The sequence below is a fragment of the Metabacillus lacus genome (assembly GCF_009674805.1).
Lineage (GTDB): Bacteria > Bacillota > Bacilli > Bacillales > Bacillaceae > Metabacillus_C > Metabacillus_C lacus.
Genome location: NZ_WKKI01000021.1, coordinates 1 through 20,482 on the forward strand (window position 1 = coordinate 1; position 20,482 = coordinate 20,482).

The 20,482-nt window shown below is 39.5% G+C and carries 22 protein-coding genes, 2 tRNA genes and 1 rRNA gene; 20 read left to right on the plus strand and 5 right to left on the minus strand.

Going from position 1 to position 20,482, the window contains the following annotated elements; all coding sequences use genetic code 11:
* The first annotated feature begins 148 nt into the window (after window positions 1-148).
* The 8 genes from rrf to tsaD all read left to right on the plus strand — a co-directional run bounded on the left by rrf (window position 149) and on the right by tsaD (window position 4,252).
* Window positions 149-264 (plus strand): 5S ribosomal RNA (gene rrf / locus GJU40_RS11555).
* A 63-nt stretch (window positions 265-327) separates the two neighbouring features.
* Window positions 328-404: transfer RNA gene (locus tag GJU40_RS11560), tRNA-Met, on the plus strand.
* A 2-nt stretch (window positions 405-406) separates the two neighbouring features.
* Window positions 407-482 (plus strand) — tRNA-Asp (locus GJU40_RS11565).
* 158 nt (window positions 483-640) lie between these two features.
* Window positions 641-1,669, plus strand: a complete 1,029-nt coding sequence (gene thiL, locus GJU40_RS11570; RefSeq protein WP_154307918.1) for a thiamine-phosphate kinase — start codon at window positions 641-643, stop codon at window positions 1,667-1,669.
* Complete coding sequence (gene tsaE, locus GJU40_RS11575; RefSeq protein ID WP_154307919.1) at window positions 1,638-2,093, plus strand: tRNA (adenosine(37)-N6)-threonylcarbamoyltransferase complex ATPase subunit type 1 TsaE; 456 nt, start codon at window positions 1,638-1,640, stop codon at window positions 2,091-2,093. The genes thiL and tsaE overlap by 32 nt, the downstream gene beginning before the upstream one ends.
* A complete protein-coding gene (gene tsaB / locus GJU40_RS11580; protein WP_154307920.1) occupies window positions 2,090-2,779 on the plus strand; it encodes a tRNA (adenosine(37)-N6)-threonylcarbamoyltransferase complex dimerization subunit type 1 TsaB in 690 nt (229 codons plus the stop codon). The genes tsaE and tsaB overlap by 4 nt, the downstream gene beginning before the upstream one ends.
* Window positions 2,780-2,786: 7 nt before the next feature.
* Window positions 2,787-3,236, plus strand: a complete 450-nt coding sequence (gene rimI / locus GJU40_RS11585) for a ribosomal protein S18-alanine N-acetyltransferase (protein ID WP_154307967.1) — start codon at window positions 2,787-2,789, stop codon at window positions 3,234-3,236.
* Window positions 3,233-4,252, plus strand: coding sequence for a tRNA (adenosine(37)-N6)-threonylcarbamoyltransferase complex transferase subunit TsaD (tsaD, locus tag GJU40_RS11590; protein WP_154307921.1), 1,020 nt, complete (start codon window positions 3,233-3,235; stop codon window positions 4,250-4,252). Before rimI ends, tsaD begins: the two co-directional genes overlap by 4 nt.
* Window positions 4,253-4,475: 223 nt before the next feature.
* Here the strand turns inward: tsaD and GJU40_RS11595 are convergent, their stop codons facing one another.
* Window positions 4,476-6,410, minus strand: coding sequence for an ABC-F family ATP-binding cassette domain-containing protein (locus GJU40_RS11595; protein ID WP_154307922.1), 1,935 nt, complete (start codon window positions 6,408-6,410; stop codon window positions 4,476-4,478).
* Between the two features lie 148 nt (window positions 6,411-6,558).
* On the opposite strand from GJU40_RS11595, the gene moaC reads away from it, so the two are divergent.
* Genes moaC through tatC form a run of 4 tightly spaced genes read left to right on the plus strand, consistent with a single transcriptional unit; the run spans window position 6,559 to window position 8,690 of the window.
* Window positions 6,559-7,056 carry a cyclic pyranopterin monophosphate synthase MoaC gene (moaC, locus tag GJU40_RS11600; protein ID WP_154307923.1) on the plus strand — a complete coding sequence of 166 codons (498 nt, stop codon included), beginning with the start codon at window positions 6,559-6,561 and terminating at the stop codon, window positions 7,054-7,056.
* Between the two features lie 10 nt (window positions 7,057-7,066).
* Window positions 7,067-7,708, plus strand: a complete 642-nt coding sequence (locus tag GJU40_RS11605; RefSeq protein WP_343031533.1) for a redox-sensing transcriptional repressor Rex — start codon at window positions 7,067-7,069, stop codon at window positions 7,706-7,708.
* Between the two features lie 37 nt (window positions 7,709-7,745).
* Window positions 7,746-7,928: a twin-arginine translocase TatA/TatE family subunit gene (locus tag GJU40_RS11610; protein ID WP_154307924.1), complete on the plus strand. Its 183-nt coding sequence runs from the start codon at window positions 7,746-7,748 to the stop codon at window positions 7,926-7,928.
* 12 nt (window positions 7,929-7,940) lie between these two features.
* Window positions 7,941-8,690: a twin-arginine translocase subunit TatC gene (gene tatC / locus GJU40_RS11615; RefSeq protein ID WP_154307925.1), complete on the plus strand. Its 750-nt coding sequence runs from the start codon at window positions 7,941-7,943 to the stop codon at window positions 8,688-8,690.
* An 18-nt stretch (window positions 8,691-8,708) separates the two neighbouring features.
* Here the strand turns inward: tatC and GJU40_RS11620 are convergent, their stop codons facing one another.
* Both GJU40_RS11620 and GJU40_RS11625 read right to left on the minus strand, forming a co-directional pair.
* Entirely contained in the window at window positions 8,709-8,909 is a 201-nt protein-coding gene (locus tag GJU40_RS11620) for a YdiK family protein (protein ID WP_154307926.1), read from the minus strand.
* Window positions 8,906-9,649, minus strand: coding sequence for a CPBP family intramembrane glutamic endopeptidase (locus tag GJU40_RS11625; RefSeq protein WP_154307969.1), 744 nt, complete (start codon window positions 9,647-9,649; stop codon window positions 8,906-8,908). The genes GJU40_RS11620 and GJU40_RS11625 overlap by 4 nt, the downstream gene beginning before the upstream one ends.
* Before the next feature lie 747 nt (window positions 9,650-10,396).
* Here GJU40_RS11625 and groES point away from each other — a divergent pair.
* The gene (groES, locus tag GJU40_RS11630) at window positions 10,397-10,681 is read left to right on the plus strand and encodes a co-chaperone GroES (protein WP_343031534.1); all 285 of its coding nucleotides are present in this window, start codon (window positions 10,397-10,399) and stop codon (window positions 10,679-10,681) included.
* A 53-nt stretch (window positions 10,682-10,734) separates the two neighbouring features.
* Window positions 10,735-12,366 carry a chaperonin GroEL gene (gene groL, locus GJU40_RS11635; RefSeq protein ID WP_154307928.1) on the plus strand — a complete coding sequence of 544 codons (1,632 nt, stop codon included), beginning with the start codon at window positions 10,735-10,737 and terminating at the stop codon, window positions 12,364-12,366.
* Between the two features lie 82 nt (window positions 12,367-12,448).
* On the opposite strand, the gene GJU40_RS21230 is transcribed toward groL, so the two are convergent.
* Complete coding sequence (locus tag GJU40_RS21230; RefSeq protein ID WP_343031537.1) at window positions 12,449-12,805, minus strand: tyrosine-type recombinase/integrase; 357 nt, start codon at window positions 12,803-12,805, stop codon at window positions 12,449-12,451.
* A 40-nt stretch (window positions 12,806-12,845) separates the two neighbouring features.
* A complete protein-coding gene (locus tag GJU40_RS21235) occupies window positions 12,846-13,118 on the minus strand; it encodes a tyrosine-type recombinase/integrase (protein WP_154307930.1) in 273 nt (90 codons plus the stop codon).
* Between the two features lie 354 nt (window positions 13,119-13,472).
* Between GJU40_RS21235 and GJU40_RS11650 the strand changes: the two genes are divergently transcribed.
* From GJU40_RS11650 to GJU40_RS11675, 6 genes are all read left to right on the plus strand, one after another.
* A complete protein-coding gene (locus GJU40_RS11650; RefSeq protein ID WP_154307931.1) occupies window positions 13,473-14,867 on the plus strand; it encodes an ABC-three component system protein in 1,395 nt (464 codons plus the stop codon).
* Entirely contained in the window at window positions 14,860-15,597 is a 738-nt protein-coding gene (locus GJU40_RS11655; protein ID WP_154307932.1) for an ABC-three component system middle component 1, read from the plus strand. The genes GJU40_RS11650 and GJU40_RS11655 overlap by 8 nt, the downstream gene beginning before the upstream one ends.
* On the plus strand, window positions 15,590-17,947 hold the full coding sequence (locus tag GJU40_RS11660) for an AAA family ATPase (RefSeq protein WP_170289389.1): 2,358 nt from the start codon (window positions 15,590-15,592) through the stop codon (window positions 17,945-17,947). Before GJU40_RS11655 ends, GJU40_RS11660 begins: the two co-directional genes overlap by 8 nt.
* A 114-nt stretch (window positions 17,948-18,061) precedes the next feature.
* Entirely contained in the window at window positions 18,062-18,337 is a 276-nt protein-coding gene (locus GJU40_RS11665) for a hypothetical protein (protein ID WP_154307934.1), read from the plus strand.
* Window positions 18,338-18,621: 284 nt separating this feature from the next.
* Window positions 18,622-19,104: an RNA polymerase sigma factor gene (locus tag GJU40_RS11670; protein WP_343031535.1), complete on the plus strand. Its 483-nt coding sequence runs from the start codon at window positions 18,622-18,624 to the stop codon at window positions 19,102-19,104.
* On the plus strand, window positions 19,104-20,009 hold the full coding sequence (locus GJU40_RS11675; protein WP_154307936.1) for a zf-HC2 domain-containing protein: 906 nt from the start codon (window positions 19,104-19,106) through the stop codon (window positions 20,007-20,009). Before GJU40_RS11670 ends, GJU40_RS11675 begins: the two co-directional genes overlap by 1 nt.
* Window positions 20,010-20,482: the final 473 nt, after the last annotated feature.

Genomic DNA, 20,482 nt, shown 5'->3' on the forward strand with positions numbered 1-20,482 from the left:
TGGAAGCGTGGTGACATGTGGAGCTGACGAATACTAATCGATCGAGGACTTAACCTATATATGATATAGGCATAAACAAGCGAAAACATATAATATCTTGCGCGTTATCCAGTTTTGAGGGAACATGTTTTTCTCAAACTTTATACAGTCTGGTGGCGATAGCGAAGAGGTCACACCCGTTCCCATACCGAACACGGAAGTTAAGCTCTTCAGCGCCGATGGTAGTTAGGGGCTTCCCCTTGTGAGAGTAGGACGCTGCCAGGCTTTATAAAGATACATACGCAGTGCACACACTTTCTTTCTTAACTGCATATCTTATATTATTATCGCGGGGTGGAGCAGTCTGGTAGCTCGTCGGGCTCATAACCCGAAGGTCGTAGGTTCAAATCCTGCCCCCGCAACCAAAGGTCCCGTAGTGTAGCGGTTATCACGCCTGCCTGTCACGCAGGAGATCGCGGGTTCGATTCCCGTCGGGACCGCCATTTTAATTACATAGTCCTTCACAACGAAACGAGAGTTTCGTTTTTTTTATGTTCAAAAACAAAAGGCTGATTCATTTCTCCTTAAACTTGGATAAACTAACTCGATAGGCTATTCTAGTAGTAAGACAATTGCAAGGTTTGTGAAAAGAGGTGTGAACATGGCGCTTCACGATGAATTTTCATTTATTAAAGATATTACTCCTTCGTCTCTTCATCAAGCAGATGTCCTGGTCGGCATTGGAGATGATGCAGCTGTTTATCAGGTGCAGGAGGGGCAGCAGCAGATTCTTTGTATGGACACGATGGTAGAGGATATTCATTTTAAAAGAAGCTATTCCAGTGCTGAAGAAATTGGACATAAGGCTTTGGCCGTCAATATCAGTGATGTTGCTGCGATGGGAGGCATCCCGAAGTACTATGCAGTCAGCATCGCCATTCCGGCGCACTGGAGTCCCGGGGAGCTGACTGCCATTTATCAGGGAATGAAACAGCTCGGAGATACGTATCAAATGGATTTGCTCGGCGGAGATACAGTATCTACTCAGGGAAAACTGGTGATAACAGTAACAGTTACTGGTGAAACACAGCGGCCGGACAATTGTCTGCGCAGCAATGCAAAAGAGGGAGACATTGTCTTTGTGACAGGCTATGTAGGCGACTCTGCTGCAGGATTGCATTTACTGACTGAAAACCCCGATAATCTCTCAGCAACTTCTCAGTATCTTTTTCAGCGGCATAAAATGCCTGTTCCGCAAGTAGAAGCAGGAACCATAATTTCAGCAAGTGGCAGAGCTTCTTTAAATGATATCAGCGACGGTCTTGCCAGTGAACTGAATGAAATAGCAGAAGCAAGCAATGTAACGATTATGATAGATGAAACAATGCTGCCCATTAGCAAAGAGGCTTTTGAAGCAGATAACAGACAAGCTTTAACGTGGGCATTATATGGCGGAGAGGATTTTGAGCTTGTGGGAACAGCTTCTCCTGAAACTTTTGCTGTTATCGAAAAGGAATGTAAAAAAGCCGGCATTCTGATAACCAGGATAGGCGAGGCTCATCAGGGAGAGGCGAAAGTCTTCTTGGAGGATCTACATAGCGAGGTGCGCCTCTTGGCTAAAGGCGGATACAATCATTTTCAAAAAGCAGGTGGTATCAATGGAGTGGAATCTGAAAACGGAAAATCCTGAGGAAACAGCAGCATTTGCCATGAAGCTCGCAGAAAGACTGGAGCAAGGTGATGTTTTGACACTCGAGGGAGATCTTGGAGCAGGAAAAACCACTTTTACCAAGGCGCTGGCAAAAGGGCTGGGAATTGAGCGCAATGTCAACAGTCCCACTTTTACCATTATAAAAGAATACCATGGCGGAAGGCTGCCTCTTTATCATATGGATGTTTACCGAATGGAAGAGGATTCAGAGGACCTGGGCTTTCATGAATATTTTGAAGGTGAAGGAGTTACCGTTGTGGAATGGGCCCATTTGATACATGAATACTTGCCTGATAACAGGCTTGAAGTTCAAATTTTTCATGTGGGTGAAACGGAGCGGAGGCTCACAGTCAAAGCATTTGGTCCAAGATACATTAATTTAGGCAAGGAGCTATTGGGATGAAGGTATTGGCAATCGATACATCCAATTATGTACTAGGAGTTTCACTTGTAGAGAATGAAACTGTGATTGGTGAGTACATTACAAATGTGAAAGGCAATCATTCCGTTCGGACAATGCCTGCGATTCAGGAACTTATGGAGTCCTGCGGCGTAATGCCTTCCGAGCTTGACCGCATTGTAGTGGCAGAGGGACCCGGATCTTATACCGGCCTCAGAATTGGTGTGACAATTGCCAAAACGATGGCATGGACCCTGAATATTCCTATTGCGGGTGTCTCAAGCTTGAAAGCATTGGCGGCAAACGGAAGTTATTTCCAAGGATATATCTGTCCCTTGTTTGATGCAAGAAGAGGCCAAGTTTACACAGGATTGTTTCAATATGAGCAGCAGGAGCTGAAACGAATCAGTGAGGATCAGAATATTTTGCTGTCTTCTTTTCTGCAGGAACTCAAGCAGCAGGAACAGCGGATCTTGTTTATAGGTAATGATGTTGAGATGCATAAAGAGACAATAAAAGAGGAATTGGGAGAAAAAGCGGTGTTTGCTGATGCATCAGAGCATAATCCTAGACCTTCAAAGCTCGGCCTTCTTGGCATGAGAAAAGAGGCGGTTGGCACTCATTCATTTGTGCCGAATTACATCAGGCTTGCAGAAGCAGAAGCAAAATGGCTTGAATCTCAGAAATGAGGTTATGATGGAAAGACAGATTTCGATTAGGAAAATGACTTTACATGATATTGATGCCGTATACGAAATTGAACATCTATCATTCAGTCTGCCCTGGAAAAAGGAATCCTTTTATAATGAGCTGACCAATAACCTGTTTGCCACATACTTTGTTGCCATTGACGGGGAAAAGGTCATAGGCTACTGCGGTCTGTGGGTGGTAATGGAGCATGCTCAAATTACGAATATTGCTGTCCTGCCAACCTACCGGGGAAAAGGCATTGGAGAGCATCTGCTTGGAAATGCAATGGATGCAGCGCGCAACGCAGGCTCTGATACACTTTCCCTGGAAGTGAGAGTGTCCAATCATCAGGCACAGGGGCTTTATAGAAAGCTTGGCTTTCAGCCGGGCGGAATTCGAAAGCAGTACTACACGGATAATTTAGAAGATGCTATTGTAATGTGGGTGAAATTATGAGTATTGAAGATCAATATGTATTAGGCATAGAAACAAGCTGTGATGAAACCGCGGCTGCCATTGTAAGAAACGGACGGGAAATTGTCTCAAATGTTGTGGCTTCACAAATAGAGAGTCATAAACGCTTTGGCGGTGTTGTTCCGGAAATTGCTTCGCGTCATCATGTTGAACAATTGACTGTTGTTGTAGAAGAGGCAATGGAGAAGGCAGGCTTGTCTTTTAAAGAGTTAACTGCTGTCGCAGTAACGGAGGGTCCAGGACTTGTCGGCGCCCTGCTGGTTGGTGTGAATGCGGCTAAAGCGATTGCATACTGCCACGGCCTTCCGCTTGTCGGTGTTCACCACATCGCAGGCCATATTTATGCAAACAGGCTTTTAACGGAGCTGAAGTTTCCATTAATGTCTCTTGTGGTTTCCGGGGGGCATACGGAGCTTGTCTACATGGAAGAGCATGCTTCATTTCAGGTGATTGGTGAAACGCTCGATGATGCAGCAGGAGAGGCTTATGATAAGGTTGCGCGTACACTGAAGCTTCCTTATCCAGGCGGTCCCCATATTGACAGGCTTGCCCATGAAGGAGAGCCGGTGATTAATCTTCCAAGAGCGTGGCTTGGGGAAGGATCATATGATTTCAGTTTCAGCGGGTTAAAATCTGCCGTCATTAATACAGTTCACAACGCTGCACAAAAAGGGATCAGCATTCGTCCGGAAGATTTGGCGGCAAGCTTTCAGGTGAGCGTCGTGGATGTGCTGGTGACAAAAACAGAAAGAGCAGTGGATGAATATGGTGTCAAGCAGCTTTTGCTTGCAGGAGGAGTTGCTGCAAATAAAGGATTGCGTACTGCGCTGGAGACTAGATTTTCCGGACGAGATGATGTTGAGTTAATCATACCGCCTTTGTCTTTGTGTACGGATAATGCAGCAATGATTGCAGCTGCCGGAAGTGTTATGTATGAAAAGGGAATGCTCGGAAATTTAAAAATGAATGCACATCCTGGATTGGAACTTCCTCTGTAACAGCCTCAAGCTTGAGGCTTCTTTTTTTGCAAGTAAACTTATCCACAAGGTAAAAACAGATTTTTCTGAGTCTATTTGTGCGTAACTGTTGATAATGTGGATAAAATCTGTGTTTTCTGTGGATATTGTGGGTAACTATGTTGAGCACTTGAATAGAATAGAAATGAGATGTGGATAAGTTAAAATGAAAAAGCAGCCGCTGGGGCTGCTTAAAAGAAAGGAATTAAGCCTGCAGCTCTTCCCATTCTTCCATTAATGCTTCAAGAGATGCTGAGGCTTCGTTATTTTGCTGATTCAGTTTTAACACTTTTTCATGATTTTGATAAATCTCCGGTTCACACAGAAGTTCTTCATTTCTCTCTATCAATTCCTCAAGTTCTGAGATTTCACTTTCTATTTCTTGGATCCGCCGCTGCCGCTGACGTTCCTGCTTTTTCATTTCTTTTTCCTGCTGATAAGAAAGTTTATTCTCAGATTCATTCTTTTTCTTTGGCACAGCAAGTGAGGATTCGGCATTTTCTATTTGCTGAAGCTCCAGTTCTTCCTGCTTCTTTTGTGTGTAATAATCATAATCGCCCAAATACTCGTTGATTCCTTTTGAAGTCAGTTCATATACCTTTGTGGCAATTCTGTTGATAAAATACCTGTCGTGAGACACGAACAGGATGGTGCCGGGATAATCAATCAGGGCATTTTCAAGGATTTCTTTGCTGTCCAGATCTAAATGGTTTGTCGGTTCATCTAGTATGAGGAAATTTGATTTTTCCATCATTAATTTTGCCAGTGCGAGGCGGGCCTTTTCACCGCCGCTTAAAGAAGCTACGGGCTTCAGGACATCATCCCCGGAAAACAGAAAGTTCCCAAGCACGGTACGAATATCTTTTTCCGGCTCTAGCGGATATTCATCCCACAGCTCGTTCAGCACTCGCTTATTGGAGGTTAAATCTGCCTGCTGCTGATCGTAATAGCCGATCTTCACATTAGATCCGATTTTAAAGTCTCCTGTTAGAGGCTCTAGCCTGCTTGTAATTGTTTTTAAAAGAGTAGACTTGCCGATTCCGTTCGGCCCTACAAGAGCGATGCTGTCTCCCCGGGAAATATTGAAGTTGATGTTGGTCACAACAGGCTTGCTTTGGTCATAAGAAACAGAAATGCTGTCGGCCTTCAGGACGTCATTGCCGCTCTGCTTCTCGATATCAAACATGATGGATGCGGATTTTTCATCACCAAGGGGCTTGTCCATCAGTTCCATCCGGTCAAGTTTTTTCCGGCGGCTTTGCGCCCGCTTTGTAGTAGAAGCCCTTGCCAGGTTACGCTGAATAAAGTCCTTCAGCTTGGCTACTTCATCCTGCTGTTTTTCATACATCTTCAGATCGCGTTCATAATTCTCAGCTTTTATATCAAGATATTTGCTGTAATTGCCAAGAAATTTAGCGGAGCGGTTTCTTGAGATTTCATAAACCTGCGTGACGACCTTATCAAGAAAATAACGGTCATGCGATACAATAAGAATGGCACCCTGATAGGACTGTAAATACTGCTCCAGCCAGGAAAGGGTGTCAATATCCAGATGGTTTGTCGGCTCATCCAAGATGAGCAAATTTGGCTTTGTTAAAAGCAGTTTTCCGAGCGCCAGCCTGGTTCTCTGCCCTCCGCTTAGTTTTGAAACGGGCGTTTTGGGATCAAAGGAGGAAAAGCCAAGGCCATGCAGGATGGAGCGGATGTCGGCTTCATACTGATAGCCGCCCTGCTCGCTGAAGGATACCTGCAGCTTGTCATACTCTGACAGCAGTCTGTGATACTGATCAGAATTGCTGGATGGATCTGCTGACTGCATGGCCTCTTCAAGCTTGCGCATATCCATTTCCATCTTCTTTAAATGCTGAAAAACTGACGCCAGTTCTTCAAAAATGGACAGGTGCGATTCCAGGCCTGAATCCTGTGCCAGGTAGCCCATTGTGACATCTTTGGGCTTCATAATTTCCCCGGATTCATAGGACAGCTGTCCCGATAGAATTTTGAGAAGAGTGGACTTTCCTGCTCCGTTTCTCCCGACGAGGGCTATTCTGTCTCTGTGTTGCACTTCCAGTTTTATATTTGATAAAATCACTTCTGCACCGAAGGATTTTGTTAATTGCTGCACTTGTAATATGATCATTAATTTCACCTCAGTTAAGCTTAATATAGCATACCTGAGCAGGTTATTCAGAGCAACAAGCATTATCGCAGCCAGTAAAAAATTGTCACATTTACTAAACAGACAGATTTATGAAAATAGTGTATAGTTTAGAGTAAGGAGAGTTGTTATGGCTGAATTTACACATTTCAACGAACAGGGAAGAGCAAAGATGGTGGATGTGGGCGATAAGCAGCCTACAAAACGTTTTGCTGCTGCTAAATCAAGGGTCACAATGCCTGAGCACGTTTGTTCCGCGATCAGGGATAAAAAATTAGCCAAGGGCGATGTTTTGGCAGTAGCCCAGGTTGCTGGCATTATGGCAGCAAAAAACACTTCATCCATTATCCCAATGTGCCATCCCATCCCCATTACGGGTATTGACATACAATTTGAATGGAATTTAGAAGGTGCAATCTGCCATTTGGATATTGCGGCAACGGTGAAAACAGAAGGAAAGACAGGTGTGGAAATGGAAGCGCTAACCTCGGCGTCCGCCTGCGCCCTGACTGTTTATGATATGTGCAAGGCTTTGGATAAAGGCCTTGTCATCGGGCCTACATATTTAGTTGAAAAAACAGGCGGCAAAAATGGCGAATATAAACGTGAAGAGCCTGTGAAGGAATGAGGAGGAGACTGTGAACGTAGATCAATCAAAGATACCGCAGGCAACCGCAAAAAGACTGCCGTTATACTACAGGTTTTTGAAAAACCTGCACTCCTCAGGAAAGCAGCGTGTTTCCTCGGCGGAGCTGAGCGATGCAGTCAAAGTAGATTCAGCTACCATCAGAAGAGATTTCTCTTATTTTGGGGCTTTAGGCAAAAAAGGATATGGCTATAATGTCAATTATTTGTTATCCTTTTTTAGGAAAACACTCGATCAGGACGAGCTGACCAATGTTGCATTGATTGGCGTCGGAAACCTGGGAACAGCGTTTTTGCATTATAATTTTTCGAAAAACAATAATACCATCATTCAAATGGCATTCGATGTGGATGAGGACAAAATCGGATCAGAAATTGGCGGTGTCCCGGTGTTTCATCTGGACAATCTGGAGCAGCATCTTTCTGAAGACATTGCTGTTGCAATCCTGACTGTTCCGGCCCAAGTAGCCCAATCCATCACCGACCGCCTGATTGAAAAAGGAATCAAGGGAATTTTGAACTTTACTCCGGCAAGGCTGAATGTGCCGGAACATATCAGAATTCATCATATTGATCTTGCTGTGGAACTGCAGTCACTGGTTTATTTCCTGAAACATTATCCAAGTGAATCATAAATAGAAAGAACCTGACCTTGAGGAGGTGAAGACAAACATGCCAAACGTTGGAGTAGGAAGCCTCTTGCTGATTGTTTTTGTCGCACTTTTGATTTTTGGACCCAAAAAACTGCCTGAGCTTGGAAGAGCCGCAGGAAACACATTACGCGAATTCAAGCATGCTACTAAAGGATTAGCGGATGATGATGACGAAGTGAAAAAAGAGAAAGAAACAAGATAGGATGAATCCTTCATGTTAGAAAAGGAAATGTCGGTCTTAGAGCATATTACCGAATTGCGGAAACGGCTAATTCTAGTTGTCGTTTTCTTTTTTGTTTCCGTAATCATTGGATTTTTGCTTTCCCGGCCGATCATCATTTATTTACAGCATACAGAAGAAGCCCGCCGCCTTACTTTGAATGCCTTCCGGCTGACAGATCCGGTAATGGTGTATATGCAATTTGCCTTTATTATTGCCTTTATTCTTACATCTCCCGTCATACTGTATCAGTTATGGGCGTTCATCAGCCCCGGACTTTATGAAAAGGAACGAAAAATAACGCTGAGCTATATTCCTGTTTCGGCTGCACTTTTTCTGATAGGCATTTCTTTTTCATATTTTGTCCTGTTTCCGTTTGTTGTGAATTTTATGGAAAGAGTCTCTAATGACCTTCAGATTAACCAGGTAATCGGAATTCATGAATATTTTCAGTTTTTGCTTCAGTTAACAGTGCCGTTTGGTTTTTTGTTTCAGCTGCCTGTTGTAATCATGTTTTTAACAAGGCTCGGCATTGTTACCCCAATGTTTCTTGCAAAAGTACGAAGATATGCGTACTTTGTGCTGCTGGTGGTGGGAGCATTTATCACGCCGCCAGAGCTGCTGTCCCACCTGATGGTAACTGTGCCGCTTCTATTTCTTTATGAAATCAGCATCATTGTCTCCAGAGTCTCTTACAGAAAAGCGATGAAATACAAAATGGAGCAAGCAAATGCACAAAAATAACCTCTCCTGCCGGAGAGGTTATTTGTTTTGTGTGGATTTTGTTTTACGGGACAAAGCAAACATTCTGATCGCTACACCAAAATCAAAGGTTGCAACCAATAAAAGCAGAATGGTAGGCAGGCTCCACAGGCCATTCTGGCCGGTTCTTACAGCCAGATACGTAAACAAAATGCCCATTGCAAAGTAAAATAAAGCGATGGTTCTCGGATTTGTTCTCATCCTGAAAAGCCTCCAAAGATAAATTGCATCTGTTCAACTTGTTCCATCAACTCATCAATGCGGTCCGCGAAGACAATCTGGACAAGCACCACGAACGTGTTCATTGCAACATGGGCAAAAATCGGAACAAGAATGCGTTTTGTTTTTACATATAAATAGGCAAAGGTAAAGCCCATTGCACTATATAAAAGGATATGCTCAGGCTCCTGATGGACAAGCGCAAAAATGACAGAGCTGATCAATCCGGCAATAAAGAAGTTTGTCTTTTCGTACAGCACACCGAAGATGATTTTCCGGAAAATGATTTCCTCCAAAATCGGGCCGATGACCGAGGTAACAATAATCAGGAGTGGTGCCGCCTGAATGAATCTGACAATCTGCTGTGTATTTTCAGAGCCCGGCTCTATGCCGAATACGTTAATTTCAATGTTGGCAGCGATCACCTGCACAAACAATGCCAGAAAGACCCCGGCAATTGCCCACCATATGGAGGCCGCCGTGCTTGCAGGCTCTCCGCCCAGGTGGGAACGATACTGCCTGTCACTCCTCAACAGCAGAAGCGTGATCAAAAGGGCTGCCCCAAAGCTGAAGATACCCCAGTACCCGAAGGCAACGATCGGAGCAAGCTCCCTTGCTGCACCTTCACCAACGCCAAGCCGAAGCAGCAGCGGGACTCCTACAAAGGAAGAAAACTGCATCACGATATATGTTAAAATAATCAGCCAATACTCTTTACGCAAGTAACTCATTCTCCTCTCCATGGGACAAGGGGACGTTTCTCTCGTCCCATCCGGTTCCCTATCATATGTTTCCCAAGAAACCCGTTGAGCATTATTGTATCATAATCCGGTGGAGATAGGGTGGGACAAGGGGACGGGTGGGACAAGGGGACGGGTTCCTCGTCCCACCCGCCAACGCTCCTGGGATAAGGCGACCGGTTCCTCGTCCCACGGCAACGCTCCAGAGTAAAGAGGAGAGTCGCAGGAGGCGTGCCTCACCGTGTGCCGCTTGAACGGATCCAGCGGCACAATTAGTACTCCAGGAACCTGATAACTCTCCCAGAGACTGCCAAGATAGGCGGAAGAAGTGGTTCTGACCGCAGGAGGCACGCCTCACTGCAGGACATGAGGAACGCTTCCACTGCCCATCCAGTGCTCCAGTCAGCAGGTAAAAAAGGTATGCAACTCTAACCCTCGGAGTCTGCCCTATGTTCTCTTCGTCCTTTTGCAGCAACAGATCCTTTAGTATCTTCAAGGCTACACGCTGCTCCCCACAATACACATAAATCCTTGAACTATAAGGTTTAAGTTTTGCTTATTATGACATAATCAATTAAAGTGAATGGTGGGAAAAAAATTTCAAGTTTAATACTTGAAATTGGAAACAAGATTATATAATATATAAATTGTGTTAGCACTCGTTGTGTTCGAGTGCTAATAAGAAAGAATACTTAGGTAAAACTGAAAAATTTGAGGAGGTTGTTTCAAGTGTTAAAGCCATTAGGTGATCGTGTAGTTATTGAACTTGTTCAATCAGAAGAAAAAACTGCAAGCGGTATTGTTCTGCCTGATACTGCAAAGGAAAAGCCGCAGGAAGGCAAAATCGTAGCTGTGGGCACTGGCCGCGTACTGGAAAACGGAGAGCGTGTTTCTCTTGAAGTTTCTGAAGGCGACAGCATCATCTTCTCAAAATATGCTGGTACTGAAGTGAAATATGAAGGTACTGAATACTTAATCTTACGTGAAAGCGACATTTTAGCTGTTATTGGTTAATAAACAGCCCCACATAACATAACGATTTTTAAAATTTGAGGAGGTTTCTTAACATGGCAAAAGATATTAAATTTAGCGAAGAAGCTCGCCGTTCCATGCTTCGCGGAGTTGACGCTCTGGCTGATGCTGTAAAAGTAACACTTGGACCAAAAGGACGCAACGTGGTTCTTGAAAAGAAATTCGGTTCTCCGCTTATCACAAATGACGGTGTAACAATTGCAAAAGAAATCGAATTAGAAGACGCTTTTGAAAACATGGGTGCTAAGCTTGTTGCTGAAGTAGCAAGCAAAACAAATGATGTTGCCGGTGACGGTACAACAACTGCAACTGTTTTGGCTCAAGCGATGATCCGCGAAGGTCTTAAAAACGTAACTGCAGGCGCAAATCCTATGGTGATCCGTAAAGGGATTGAAAAAGCTACTAAAACAGCGATTGAAGAGCTTCAATCAATCTCCAAGCCAATTGAAGGCAAAGCTTCTATCGCTCAAGTTGCTGCCATTTCATCTGCTGATGATGAAGTAGGACAATTGATTGCTGAAGCAATGGAGCGCGTTGGAAACGACGGCGTTATCACAATTGAAGAGTCCAAAGGTTTCACAACTGAGCTTGAAGTTGTGGAAGGTATGCAATTCGACCGCGGATATGCATCTCCTTACATGGTAACAGACTCTGACAAAATGGAAGCTGTCCTTGACAACCCTTACGTTTTGATCACTGATAAAAAGATTGCAAGCATTCAGGAAATTCTTCCTGTATTAGAGCAAGTTGTTCAGCAAGGCAAGCCGCTATTGATTATCGCTGAAGACGTTGAAGGCGAAGCACTGGCTACACTTGTTGTGAACAAACTGCGCGGAACCTTCAATGCTGTTGCTGTTAAAGCACCTGGCTTTGGTGACCGCAGAAAAGCAATGCTTGAAGATATCGCAGTTCTTACTGGTGCAGAAGTAATCACTGAGGACTTAGGTCTTGACCTTAAATCTGCAAGTATTGAGCAGCTGGGCCGCGCTTCAAAAATTGTTGTAACAAAAGAAAACACAACAATCGTAGAAGGTGCTGGAGAGTCTGACAAGATTGCAGGCCGTGTAAACCAAATTCGTGCTCAAGTAGAAGAAACTACTTCAGAGTTTGATAAAGAAAAACTTCAAGAGCGTCTTGCTAAGCTAGGCGGCGGTGTTGCAGTAATTAAAGTTGGAGCTGCTACTGAAACTGAGCTGAAAGAGCGCAAACTTCGCATCGAAGACGCTTTGAACTCAACTCGTGCTGCTGTTGAAGAAGGTATCGTAGCTGGTGGGGGTACTGCACTTGTGAACGTATACAACAAAGTAGCTGAACTTCAGGAAACTGGAGACACTAGAACTGGTATCAACATCGTGCTTCGTGCATTGGAAGAGCCAGTTCGCCAAATCGCACACAATGCAGGCCTTGAAGGATCTGTTATCGTTGAGCGCCTGAAACACGAGCAAGTCGGAATCGGCTTCAACGCTGCAACTGGCGAATGGGTAAACATGATCGAATCAGGTATCGTTGACCCTACAAAAGTAACTCGCTCTGCACTTCAAAACGCTGCATCTGTAGCGGCTATGTTCCTGACAACTGAAGCAGTTGTAGCTGACAAGCCGGAAGAAAATGCTGGCGGAGGAATGCCTGACATGGGCGGCATGGGTGGAATGGGCGGCATGATGTAATAACGCCCTCAAACCCTTGATATAAGTGGGTTTTGAAGTAAGATGAGAGTGGTTTGCTAACATTTTGCTAACATTAAGGATATTAACGGAGGCTTCTCATAAGTTCAGCGAACTTTTGAGAGGCTTCTTTTTTCATGTCTTGGGTGACGTGGAGATACACATTTTTCGTAATTTGATCGTCAGTATGACCGAGACGGTCCAAGATTTGTTCAAGTGACACACGCGCTTCGGCGAGCAGTGATGTATGGGTGTGCCTTAGACTGTGCGGGGTTAAATCTTCATTCAAACCTGCGATTCTAAGCAGCCTTTTCATTCGGTCTCGAAAGTTCTTTAGCACGATGGGATAACCGTAGTGGCGCCCAGTTTTGGCAAAAATAAAATCATGGTTATAGTAAGCATTTCCTAACCGCTCGATTACTTCGTCTTGTAACCTTTTTATGTTCCTTCAACGCCCCTATAACCTCTTCATCCACGATGATTTACCTTCGTGATTTCCTTGTCTTTGGCGTAACTAGTTGATAGTTCAGCGGATTATTGCTTAGGTTGTAAAGCGTTTTCGTGATGCTGATGGTGTGATTCACAAAATCAATATCCTTCCACATGAGCGCGATTAACTCCCCGCCGCGAATACCGGTATAGGAAAGAATGAAAAATGCCAAGTAATCGTGTTCCAAGCCATGTTCCATAGCTGTTTTTAAAAACAGAGCAAGATCTTCTATCTCAAGATATTTCGTAATTTCTTCATCCTCCAACTGTTCAATGGTTTTCTTATCTTTTTTAAGATCTTCGCTAGCTTTTTGCTATTTGCTCATTTGCAATTTCCTCTTTCTTTAAAATTTAAAAAGAAAAACCGCAGCACAAGACCATCTCCAAAATGGATAGAATCTAGTTACTGCGGTTCTCGTTTGTTAGTTACTTTATTTAGTTGAATTGAATTTAACCGGTAAAATTCTTACATCATAATATCTTGTGATTTTGCTAATTTTAATAGATTACAAACATTTATTTAGATGAAATTTTTGGTAAAATAGGTGGAGAGATGTTGGAATGTGAAGAATTGTGAAACTGTGCTGTACTATTCTAATATGTAACAAGTGGGAGGATATATGAATAATACTGAAATGGACATAAATTGGACAGATGTTGCGTGTGGCAGTGCTGCTTCTTCTTGGAATGGATATACATATCAAGGTAAGGTAGCAATGTACACTATGCTTTGCTTAATTAATCAAATCGGTGCGGGTAATGAGGATGTAAATAACTACACACTTGAAATTGAATTGTTTGAAGATTTTTGTATTAAATACAAGGGTGATTATTACTCGATACATCAAGTGAAATCATATCAAGACAAAGAAACTATTGGTGGATATAAAGCTACGGTTCTTGAATTATTAGGAAAGACAATCATACAACCATCTGTAAAAGAAGCAAGTCTACATACAGCGATAAACATTAAAGAATTCACTGTTGAGAATTTGAAAAATGATTTAATTGCTTATGTACCTCGCAAAAAGAAAGATTTATTCAATCATTTTAAAAAATTGCTATTTGAGGAAGGGAGATTTGAAGGAGCATGGAGTAAGCTAAACATTAATCAACATGATGGAAAAATAAATGTTAATAGGGTTGTCCAAGTGGACGAAATTAACAACAGAATAAAAGAACAACTTAAAATATTTCTTCAAAATGACACCCATAGAAGTCCCTCTTCAATAAGTGTAGAGAATCTTGATTATGCTTACTCAAACTTACTACATACGGTTAATAATCTCATTGCTGACATCCATTTAAAAAGACAATCAGATCCAGTAATTACTTTCAACAAAGTATTAGAAATTCTTCAGAGTGAGAATGTTTTTAACCTAACTAGTGAAACAGTTGCTAGTTTACTTATGGACGATCTAACAACATATTTTGAAGAATACTGTGAAGAACAGGGAATTGACCTAGAACTAGAAGAAGAAAAAGCAAAAATCTGGATCCATCATATAGACGTATTAAAACTGTTAACACCTGAAGACTTTGTACTCATTTGCAGAAAAATTGCCCCTAATATCAAAATGAAAAGGTCTGATTCTATCAGTATAGCAGAATACAAAAGACTTATTGACCAGCATGGGGTTAAGCAAATGTTATTTGAGTGTTTGTTTACTTTTCATCATATGCTAGAAACAGCGACATTAAAAAATGATATTCTCCTTATAAAAAAAAACAAGGTAGCTAGCTTGATTACCCTTATTCTTAACTCAGGAAGAAACGCTTGTTCTACAGTTGGTAAGGATATATTCAATAACTTTAATAATGATGAATCGCTTCTAGAACTTCTCTTTGAGGTTGAAACCTATATCAATAAATCAATTAATGAAGAGTACAAGGGAACTATTACAGAAGTGGAATCAGACATAGATTATAAAAGTAGAGAAAAATTCACTGGACCAAAAAAAATAAAATTTATGGATATAAAATCTGCTATGGAGGAATTTAGATCGAATGAATAATTTCGTTAAAACTATCTTTATCGAAGCTGGATTTGAATTTTATGAGCGATTAATTTTCAATGGAGATTTTTCAGCCAACTTCTCTTTTTTTACCAGAACAATTAACAATAAATTTGACTTTTATCTAGTCGGGAATTTCAGAGAAGGAGAGGTAAATCTTGAGGGGTTACAGCAAGAATTAACTCAATGTCTTGATTCTATTCTACTAGAAATGAATGTATCAGGCTTAGATAAGAATCTTTCTTTCCTACTTTTGCTAGAGACTGAATCTATAGCATATTCAAAAGAACGCACAAGATATATTTACAATATAGAGGAAGACCCCTATGACTTTAAAAAATATGTATTAACATATACCAAAGGTCAATTTGAAGCATTAATAATTCAATTAAATGAAATGAAAGAAGAACCCTTATTAAAAATATTAAATTACTTTTTGCTAGAGAAAAAACTATTTTCTTCTTTTAAAAAGAAAGAAGAAAATAGAAATACTATTGAAAATCAAGAAGCCGTTATATACGATTTAGTATCAAAGTTATTCATAAAGTTACCATTTTTAAGTGTAAATATAAAGCAAGAGAATTTAGTAAGTTTAAAGAAGGAAATTGACGAAAAGCTTAATCAAACACAATCCAATATAGTTAGTTTAATGCTCGAACAATACATTAAAGACCCGGAACTTCAGATTAATGACATCTTAACTGTGATAGGTTGTGAATACATTGAATAGTATAAAAATATCAAGGGTCTATATTGAAAATTTCAAGTCAATAGAAAAAGCAAACATTTATTTTAAAGATCAAACTGTTACAATTCTGGATGGACCTAATGGATTTGGGAAAACTAGTATATATGATGTAATAGAATTAACTTTGACAGGAAGTATTAGACGTATTAAACAATTAAAAATAAATGTAGGAAACAGAGGATACGATGATTACTTATTTGCTAAAGATCAATCTAAAGCAATTATTTTAAAGATAGAATTGGAAAAATTTGATACTACTTTTAATTTTATTGAAAAAATTATTATTGGACGTAAGATTGAACCTAGTTCATTAAGTAGATCTAGAAAGAGACCCTTTGATTTTGACTATTCTGTACATTTGCTTGGAGAGTTTGAAGGGGACTTAACAGATGAGAATAAGTCATCTCAGGGAACTATTGAAGAGTTATTTGGAATTTCAGGTTTTGAGTCTAAGTACAGCTTATACCATTATATTGAACAAGAGGAATCAAGTCACTTACTAAGAAGAAATGAAAAAGAACGTATGGATCACATTGGTAAACTCTTTAACATTGATCTAGAAATAAAAGAACGAGATATTCTTGAAAAAGCAAAAAATAGATTAATTCATTATAAGACTAATTTAAATAGAAAAATTTCCGAAATATCCATAGATTTTACGACTAGTAAAGAAGGTGATGAAACAACTGAAGTTGAGTACTTTCAATTAATTAACATTCCCTCCAATAAAATTGTTTGGGATCAAAAAATTATTAAACCCTTAGACAAAGAGCAGAAAGCCAATTACATAGAACAACTAGAAGATATTAAAGGTCTAATCACTAACTTTAATGAATTTATACTTGAAGCAAAAAACGAAAGAATTCGAGGTATTGCTTCGAAAGATCAGAGACTATCAGCTTTAGTTATCTTAGGGTATTTTGATGAAGAATTTGAGCAAATTAAGACCAGTAATAATCTAAAAAAATTATTTGAAGATATAAAAATAAAGATTGAAAACAAGGATATATTTACAAGTGGAATAAATTGGAGTTTGTTGTATGAACATTTTAACCCCACTCTTAGTAAAGAGAATCTTATCCAAAAGATAAATTATATTAAAAATTTAAGAGAAAATTCAAGTAATATCTCACGTATTGTGGAAAAGCTACTTACCTCAAGAAATGATCTTATATCAAAATACAAAGAGTATATTAATAGTAAGCAAGTTGATGGCAATCATTGTCCGCTTTGTGGAAAAGAGTGGGAAACTTACCGAGACCTTATACAGCAAATAGAGAATAAAACTGAAATTTTTAAAGAGGAACTTGACAATTCGTCAGCTATAATAATGGAAGAAATCGATCAAATTTATAAAAATTGTTTAAGTCCACTGATAATTATTATAGACGAATTTGTTAGAGGCTCAATCACAGATAATTATTTTAACCAACTGCAAGAATATAAACTATTAAATATAGATTTTAATGCAGCCAAGAAGTTTTTCAGTGATTTAAATATTGATATATCAAATTACTATAATAAAGAAAAGAACTATGTGAATAATTTAAGCGAGATGGTTGAGAGGATTAAAGAAGTCCTTTACAGTAAACTCCTTAGTAGTAAACTAGAAAATGAAAAATATCATGTATATCGAGAACTTTATAAGAGTGTCTTTGATAATGATGAAGAGGTAATCAAAGGCATCAATATAATAAATATTGATCAAAAGATACAATACATTGAATATATGTATTATATACAAGCTAGCGAGTCGTTTAAAAAACATCAAAGATTAATTAATCAATTGGGACTAATAGATGAATCTATTAAAAATCTTAATGATTCAATTGGTATTTATAATGAAAAGATTAATGGCTACCGTGCTAAAATGATTAGTGAAATTGAAATACCATTTTACATTTATAGTGGGAAAATTATACAAACTCATCAAAGGGGTATTGGAGTGTTCATTAAAGAGGAACAAAGTGAGCATGCAGATGATCCTCAATTAAAAGCAATTAATTTTGTTCCACCTGAGAAAACTGCACATGATATCATGCATTCATTTAGTTCTGGTCAATTATCAGCAACTGTCCTTGCTTTCTCTTTAGCCTTAAATAGGGTCTATAATAATAGTGGTCTGAGTACTTTATTAATAGATGATCCAATCCAGACTATGGATGAAATAAATATGGCCTCGTTTGTTGAATTGCTTAGAAATGATTTTCCAAATAAACAAATAATTTTATCCACACATGAAGATAAAATATCTATGTACATTCGTTATAAGTTCTCAAAATATGGACACAGAACTGGCAACATAAATGTAAAGGAAGTATTTTATCAATAAAGTATGAAACTACTAATATTTCTTTAGTAGTCTTCATACTTTTTTTATATATTAAAAAAATGTAAATAATCGTCAATAGTCTTTTCCGAAAATAAAATAAGAGGTGTATAACTAATGAATATAGACACTCATTATAAAAATGAAGTAATCGGAGCTGTAAATACATTCATTCAAATGATTAATCAGGCTGATAAATACAATCCAGAAGGTAAAGGAATAATAGATAATAATTGGCATTACTGCTTACAAGATAACCATACTTTTTTGGTTAAACTAAAAATAAATGGAATTAATGAAGTGGTGTCTTTTGAAAAATTAGAATGGAAGAATCTAAGTGCTAATATGCTTGTAAATATAAAACTGAAGGAACTCCATGAAAGACTAACTTGATGTGTCATTTAGGTTTAGCAACATCATCTCTTGCCGAGAATATGAAACAACGATTGGAGTCTAACTGTTTTAAATTGCTAACATTTTGCTAACGCCTTCCCATATTTGAATAAATAAAAGTGCCTGCCCCCCAGTGTGTGAATGCCTTAGCGTGCTGGGGGGCGGGCACTTTCTTCCCAATAATTATAGTAGAAGAAAAAGGGCCGTGCGTACTTTGTTCGGTTTTTTTATAATTTTGTAAGATACTGAAGTTTATCGCGTCTTATGTGTAAGGAGGTGAGCTGGTGACACAGCTTGAGGATATTTATAATACATACTTCAAAGATGTATTTTTATATGTGTATAGTCTATCTGGCGATAAGCATATCGCTGAAGATATCACTTCGGAAACTTTTATGAAGGCATTAACATCGCTAGACAGTTTCAGAGGGGATAGTGATATCCGTGTGTGGTTATGCCAAATTGCCAAAAACAGTTATTATTCTTATTTGCGTAAGAAAAAAAGCACTGTAGATTTTGAGTCGGTTCCAGAAACAGCTAGTAGAGACAATGTAGAACAAGAAATAGCCACTTCAGAAGCGTCTATGAAGGTACATGAAATGATCCAGGATTTAAAAGAGCCGTACAAAAAAGTCTTTATGCTCCGTGTATTTGGAGAACTATCATTTAAGCAAATTGGCAAATTGTTTGCAAAAAGTGATAACTGGGCTTGTGTTACTTATCACCGTGCTAGAGAAAAGATTAAAGCGCGATTGGGGGATTATTAATGAGAATTAGCTGTAATGTAATTAGGGATGTATTGCCGTTATATGTCGAGAATATGGCAAGTCAAGATACTAGAGATATAGTTAAAGAACATATAGATTCTTGTGAAAACTGCAAAAAACGACTTGAAGATATGCGGACTTTTGAAGAAATGCCGATAGATACCGATATAGCTCCCTTAAGAAACATACAAAATACATTGCGAAGGAACAAGCTGCAAGCGATTATTTTTTCAGTCATGGCAACATTGGTTTTTGCAGTGCTTACAATGGCTTATCTGACAACACCAGCATACATCTCTTATAATGAAAACTCGGTTACAATTATCGAAAAGGATGACGGAACTGTACTTTTGAATTTTGGTGAAGAAGTCTCTGGATTCGATGTAAATCAATATCCAGCAGAAGACAATTCAGGTTATGTCTATGATATAACTACATGGGAAACGATTTGGCACCAGAAAATAAGTAAAAACAACCTGGAAAATACTGTATTAAACCCGAATGGAGAAACGGTTGCTTCAATCTATTATTACAATACTGATGGAAGTGAAAATACTTTGATTTATGGAAATTCAATAACGAATGGGGGTGTCATGACGTTACCTCGGCTCGTTTTAAGCTACTATGTGTTGTTTGCTATAGGAATTTTACTTATTTGTGGAATTGGATTGGCCATATTCCGTAAGAACGAAAGAATAAAAAATGTACTAGAAAAACTTATTCTATTGCCTATATCCTACCTGTTTGCTCACTTACTTATTAAAGGTCTTCACTCTGCAACTTACCTTGCTTTACGAGACTTTTATGCAATATTACTAGTCACAATTCCTTTATATTTTGCGTTGTTAGCTGGAAGGAACATTTTAAAAAAATTATCAATTAAGAAGCCAAAAAGCATTTTATAATAGTTGTTACATTCACTGGTTTATAATAGACTCATCAATCAGCGATTTCTTTCTTAATTTCAGTTCTATATTACTTGGTACCAAAAGGTTTCCTAATGGATTCAGATTTCTAAAACATGGCCAAAAAGTTAAATTGGTTGAACACTCAAATTCTACTGATGAGAGTCAAACAAAAGGGAGCGTTTGTGGAAGAGCCAGCTGCAGAAAATGCTCTATTTTTTTCAAAAAGGCTTCTTTTAGTTCACCGTAAGTTAAATGAAGGTGCCTGCCCCCAGTGTGTGAATGCTTTAGCGTTCTGGAGGGCAGGCACCTTTTTTATTAGGGGTTTTAAACGAAAGCAGAAATCCTGCAAAGGTCCACCGGCTTAACTATAGACCTTAATCCTGAGTACTTATTTTTCTTCTAAAAACGAAGTTCTTGATGAAGAGGGTGTCTTTTTTTGTTAATACTCACCTATCACTATCTCGCATTCA

Coding starts and splice junctions, on each gene's coding strand:
- thiL (WP_154307918.1), top strand. CDS start 641: ATGGCGCTTCACGATGAATTTTCATTTATTAAAGATATTACTCCTTCG.
- tsaE (WP_154307919.1), top strand. CDS start 1,638: ATGGAGTGGAATCTGAAAACGGAAAATCCTGAGGAAACAGCAGCATTT.
- tsaB (WP_154307920.1), top strand. CDS start 2,090: ATGAAGGTATTGGCAATCGATACATCCAATTATGTACTAGGAGTTTCA.
- rimI (WP_154307967.1), top strand. CDS start 2,787: ATGGAAAGACAGATTTCGATTAGGAAAATGACTTTACATGATATTGAT.
- tsaD (WP_154307921.1), top strand. CDS start 3,233: ATGAGTATTGAAGATCAATATGTATTAGGCATAGAAACAAGCTGTGAT.
- GJU40_RS11595 (WP_154307922.1), bottom strand. CDS start 6,410: ATGATCATATTACAAGTGCAGCAATTAACAAAATCCTTCGGTGCAGAA.
- moaC (WP_154307923.1), top strand. CDS start 6,559: ATGGCTGAATTTACACATTTCAACGAACAGGGAAGAGCAAAGATGGTG.
- GJU40_RS11610 (WP_154307924.1), top strand. CDS start 7,746: ATGCCAAACGTTGGAGTAGGAAGCCTCTTGCTGATTGTTTTTGTCGCA.
- tatC (WP_154307925.1), top strand. CDS start 7,941: ATGTTAGAAAAGGAAATGTCGGTCTTAGAGCATATTACCGAATTGCGG.
- GJU40_RS11620 (WP_154307926.1), bottom strand. CDS start 8,909: ATGAGAACAAATCCGAGAACCATCGCTTTATTTTACTTTGCAATGGGC.
- groL (WP_154307928.1), top strand. CDS start 10,735: ATGGCAAAAGATATTAAATTTAGCGAAGAAGCTCGCCGTTCCATGCTT.
- GJU40_RS11650 (WP_154307931.1), top strand. CDS start 13,473: ATGAATAATACTGAAATGGACATAAATTGGACAGATGTTGCGTGTGGC.
- GJU40_RS11655 (WP_154307932.1), top strand. CDS start 14,860: ATGAATAATTTCGTTAAAACTATCTTTATCGAAGCTGGATTTGAATTT.
- GJU40_RS11665 (WP_154307934.1), top strand. CDS start 18,062: ATGAATATAGACACTCATTATAAAAATGAAGTAATCGGAGCTGTAAAT.
- GJU40_RS11675 (WP_154307936.1), top strand. CDS start 19,104: ATGAGAATTAGCTGTAATGTAATTAGGGATGTATTGCCGTTATATGTC.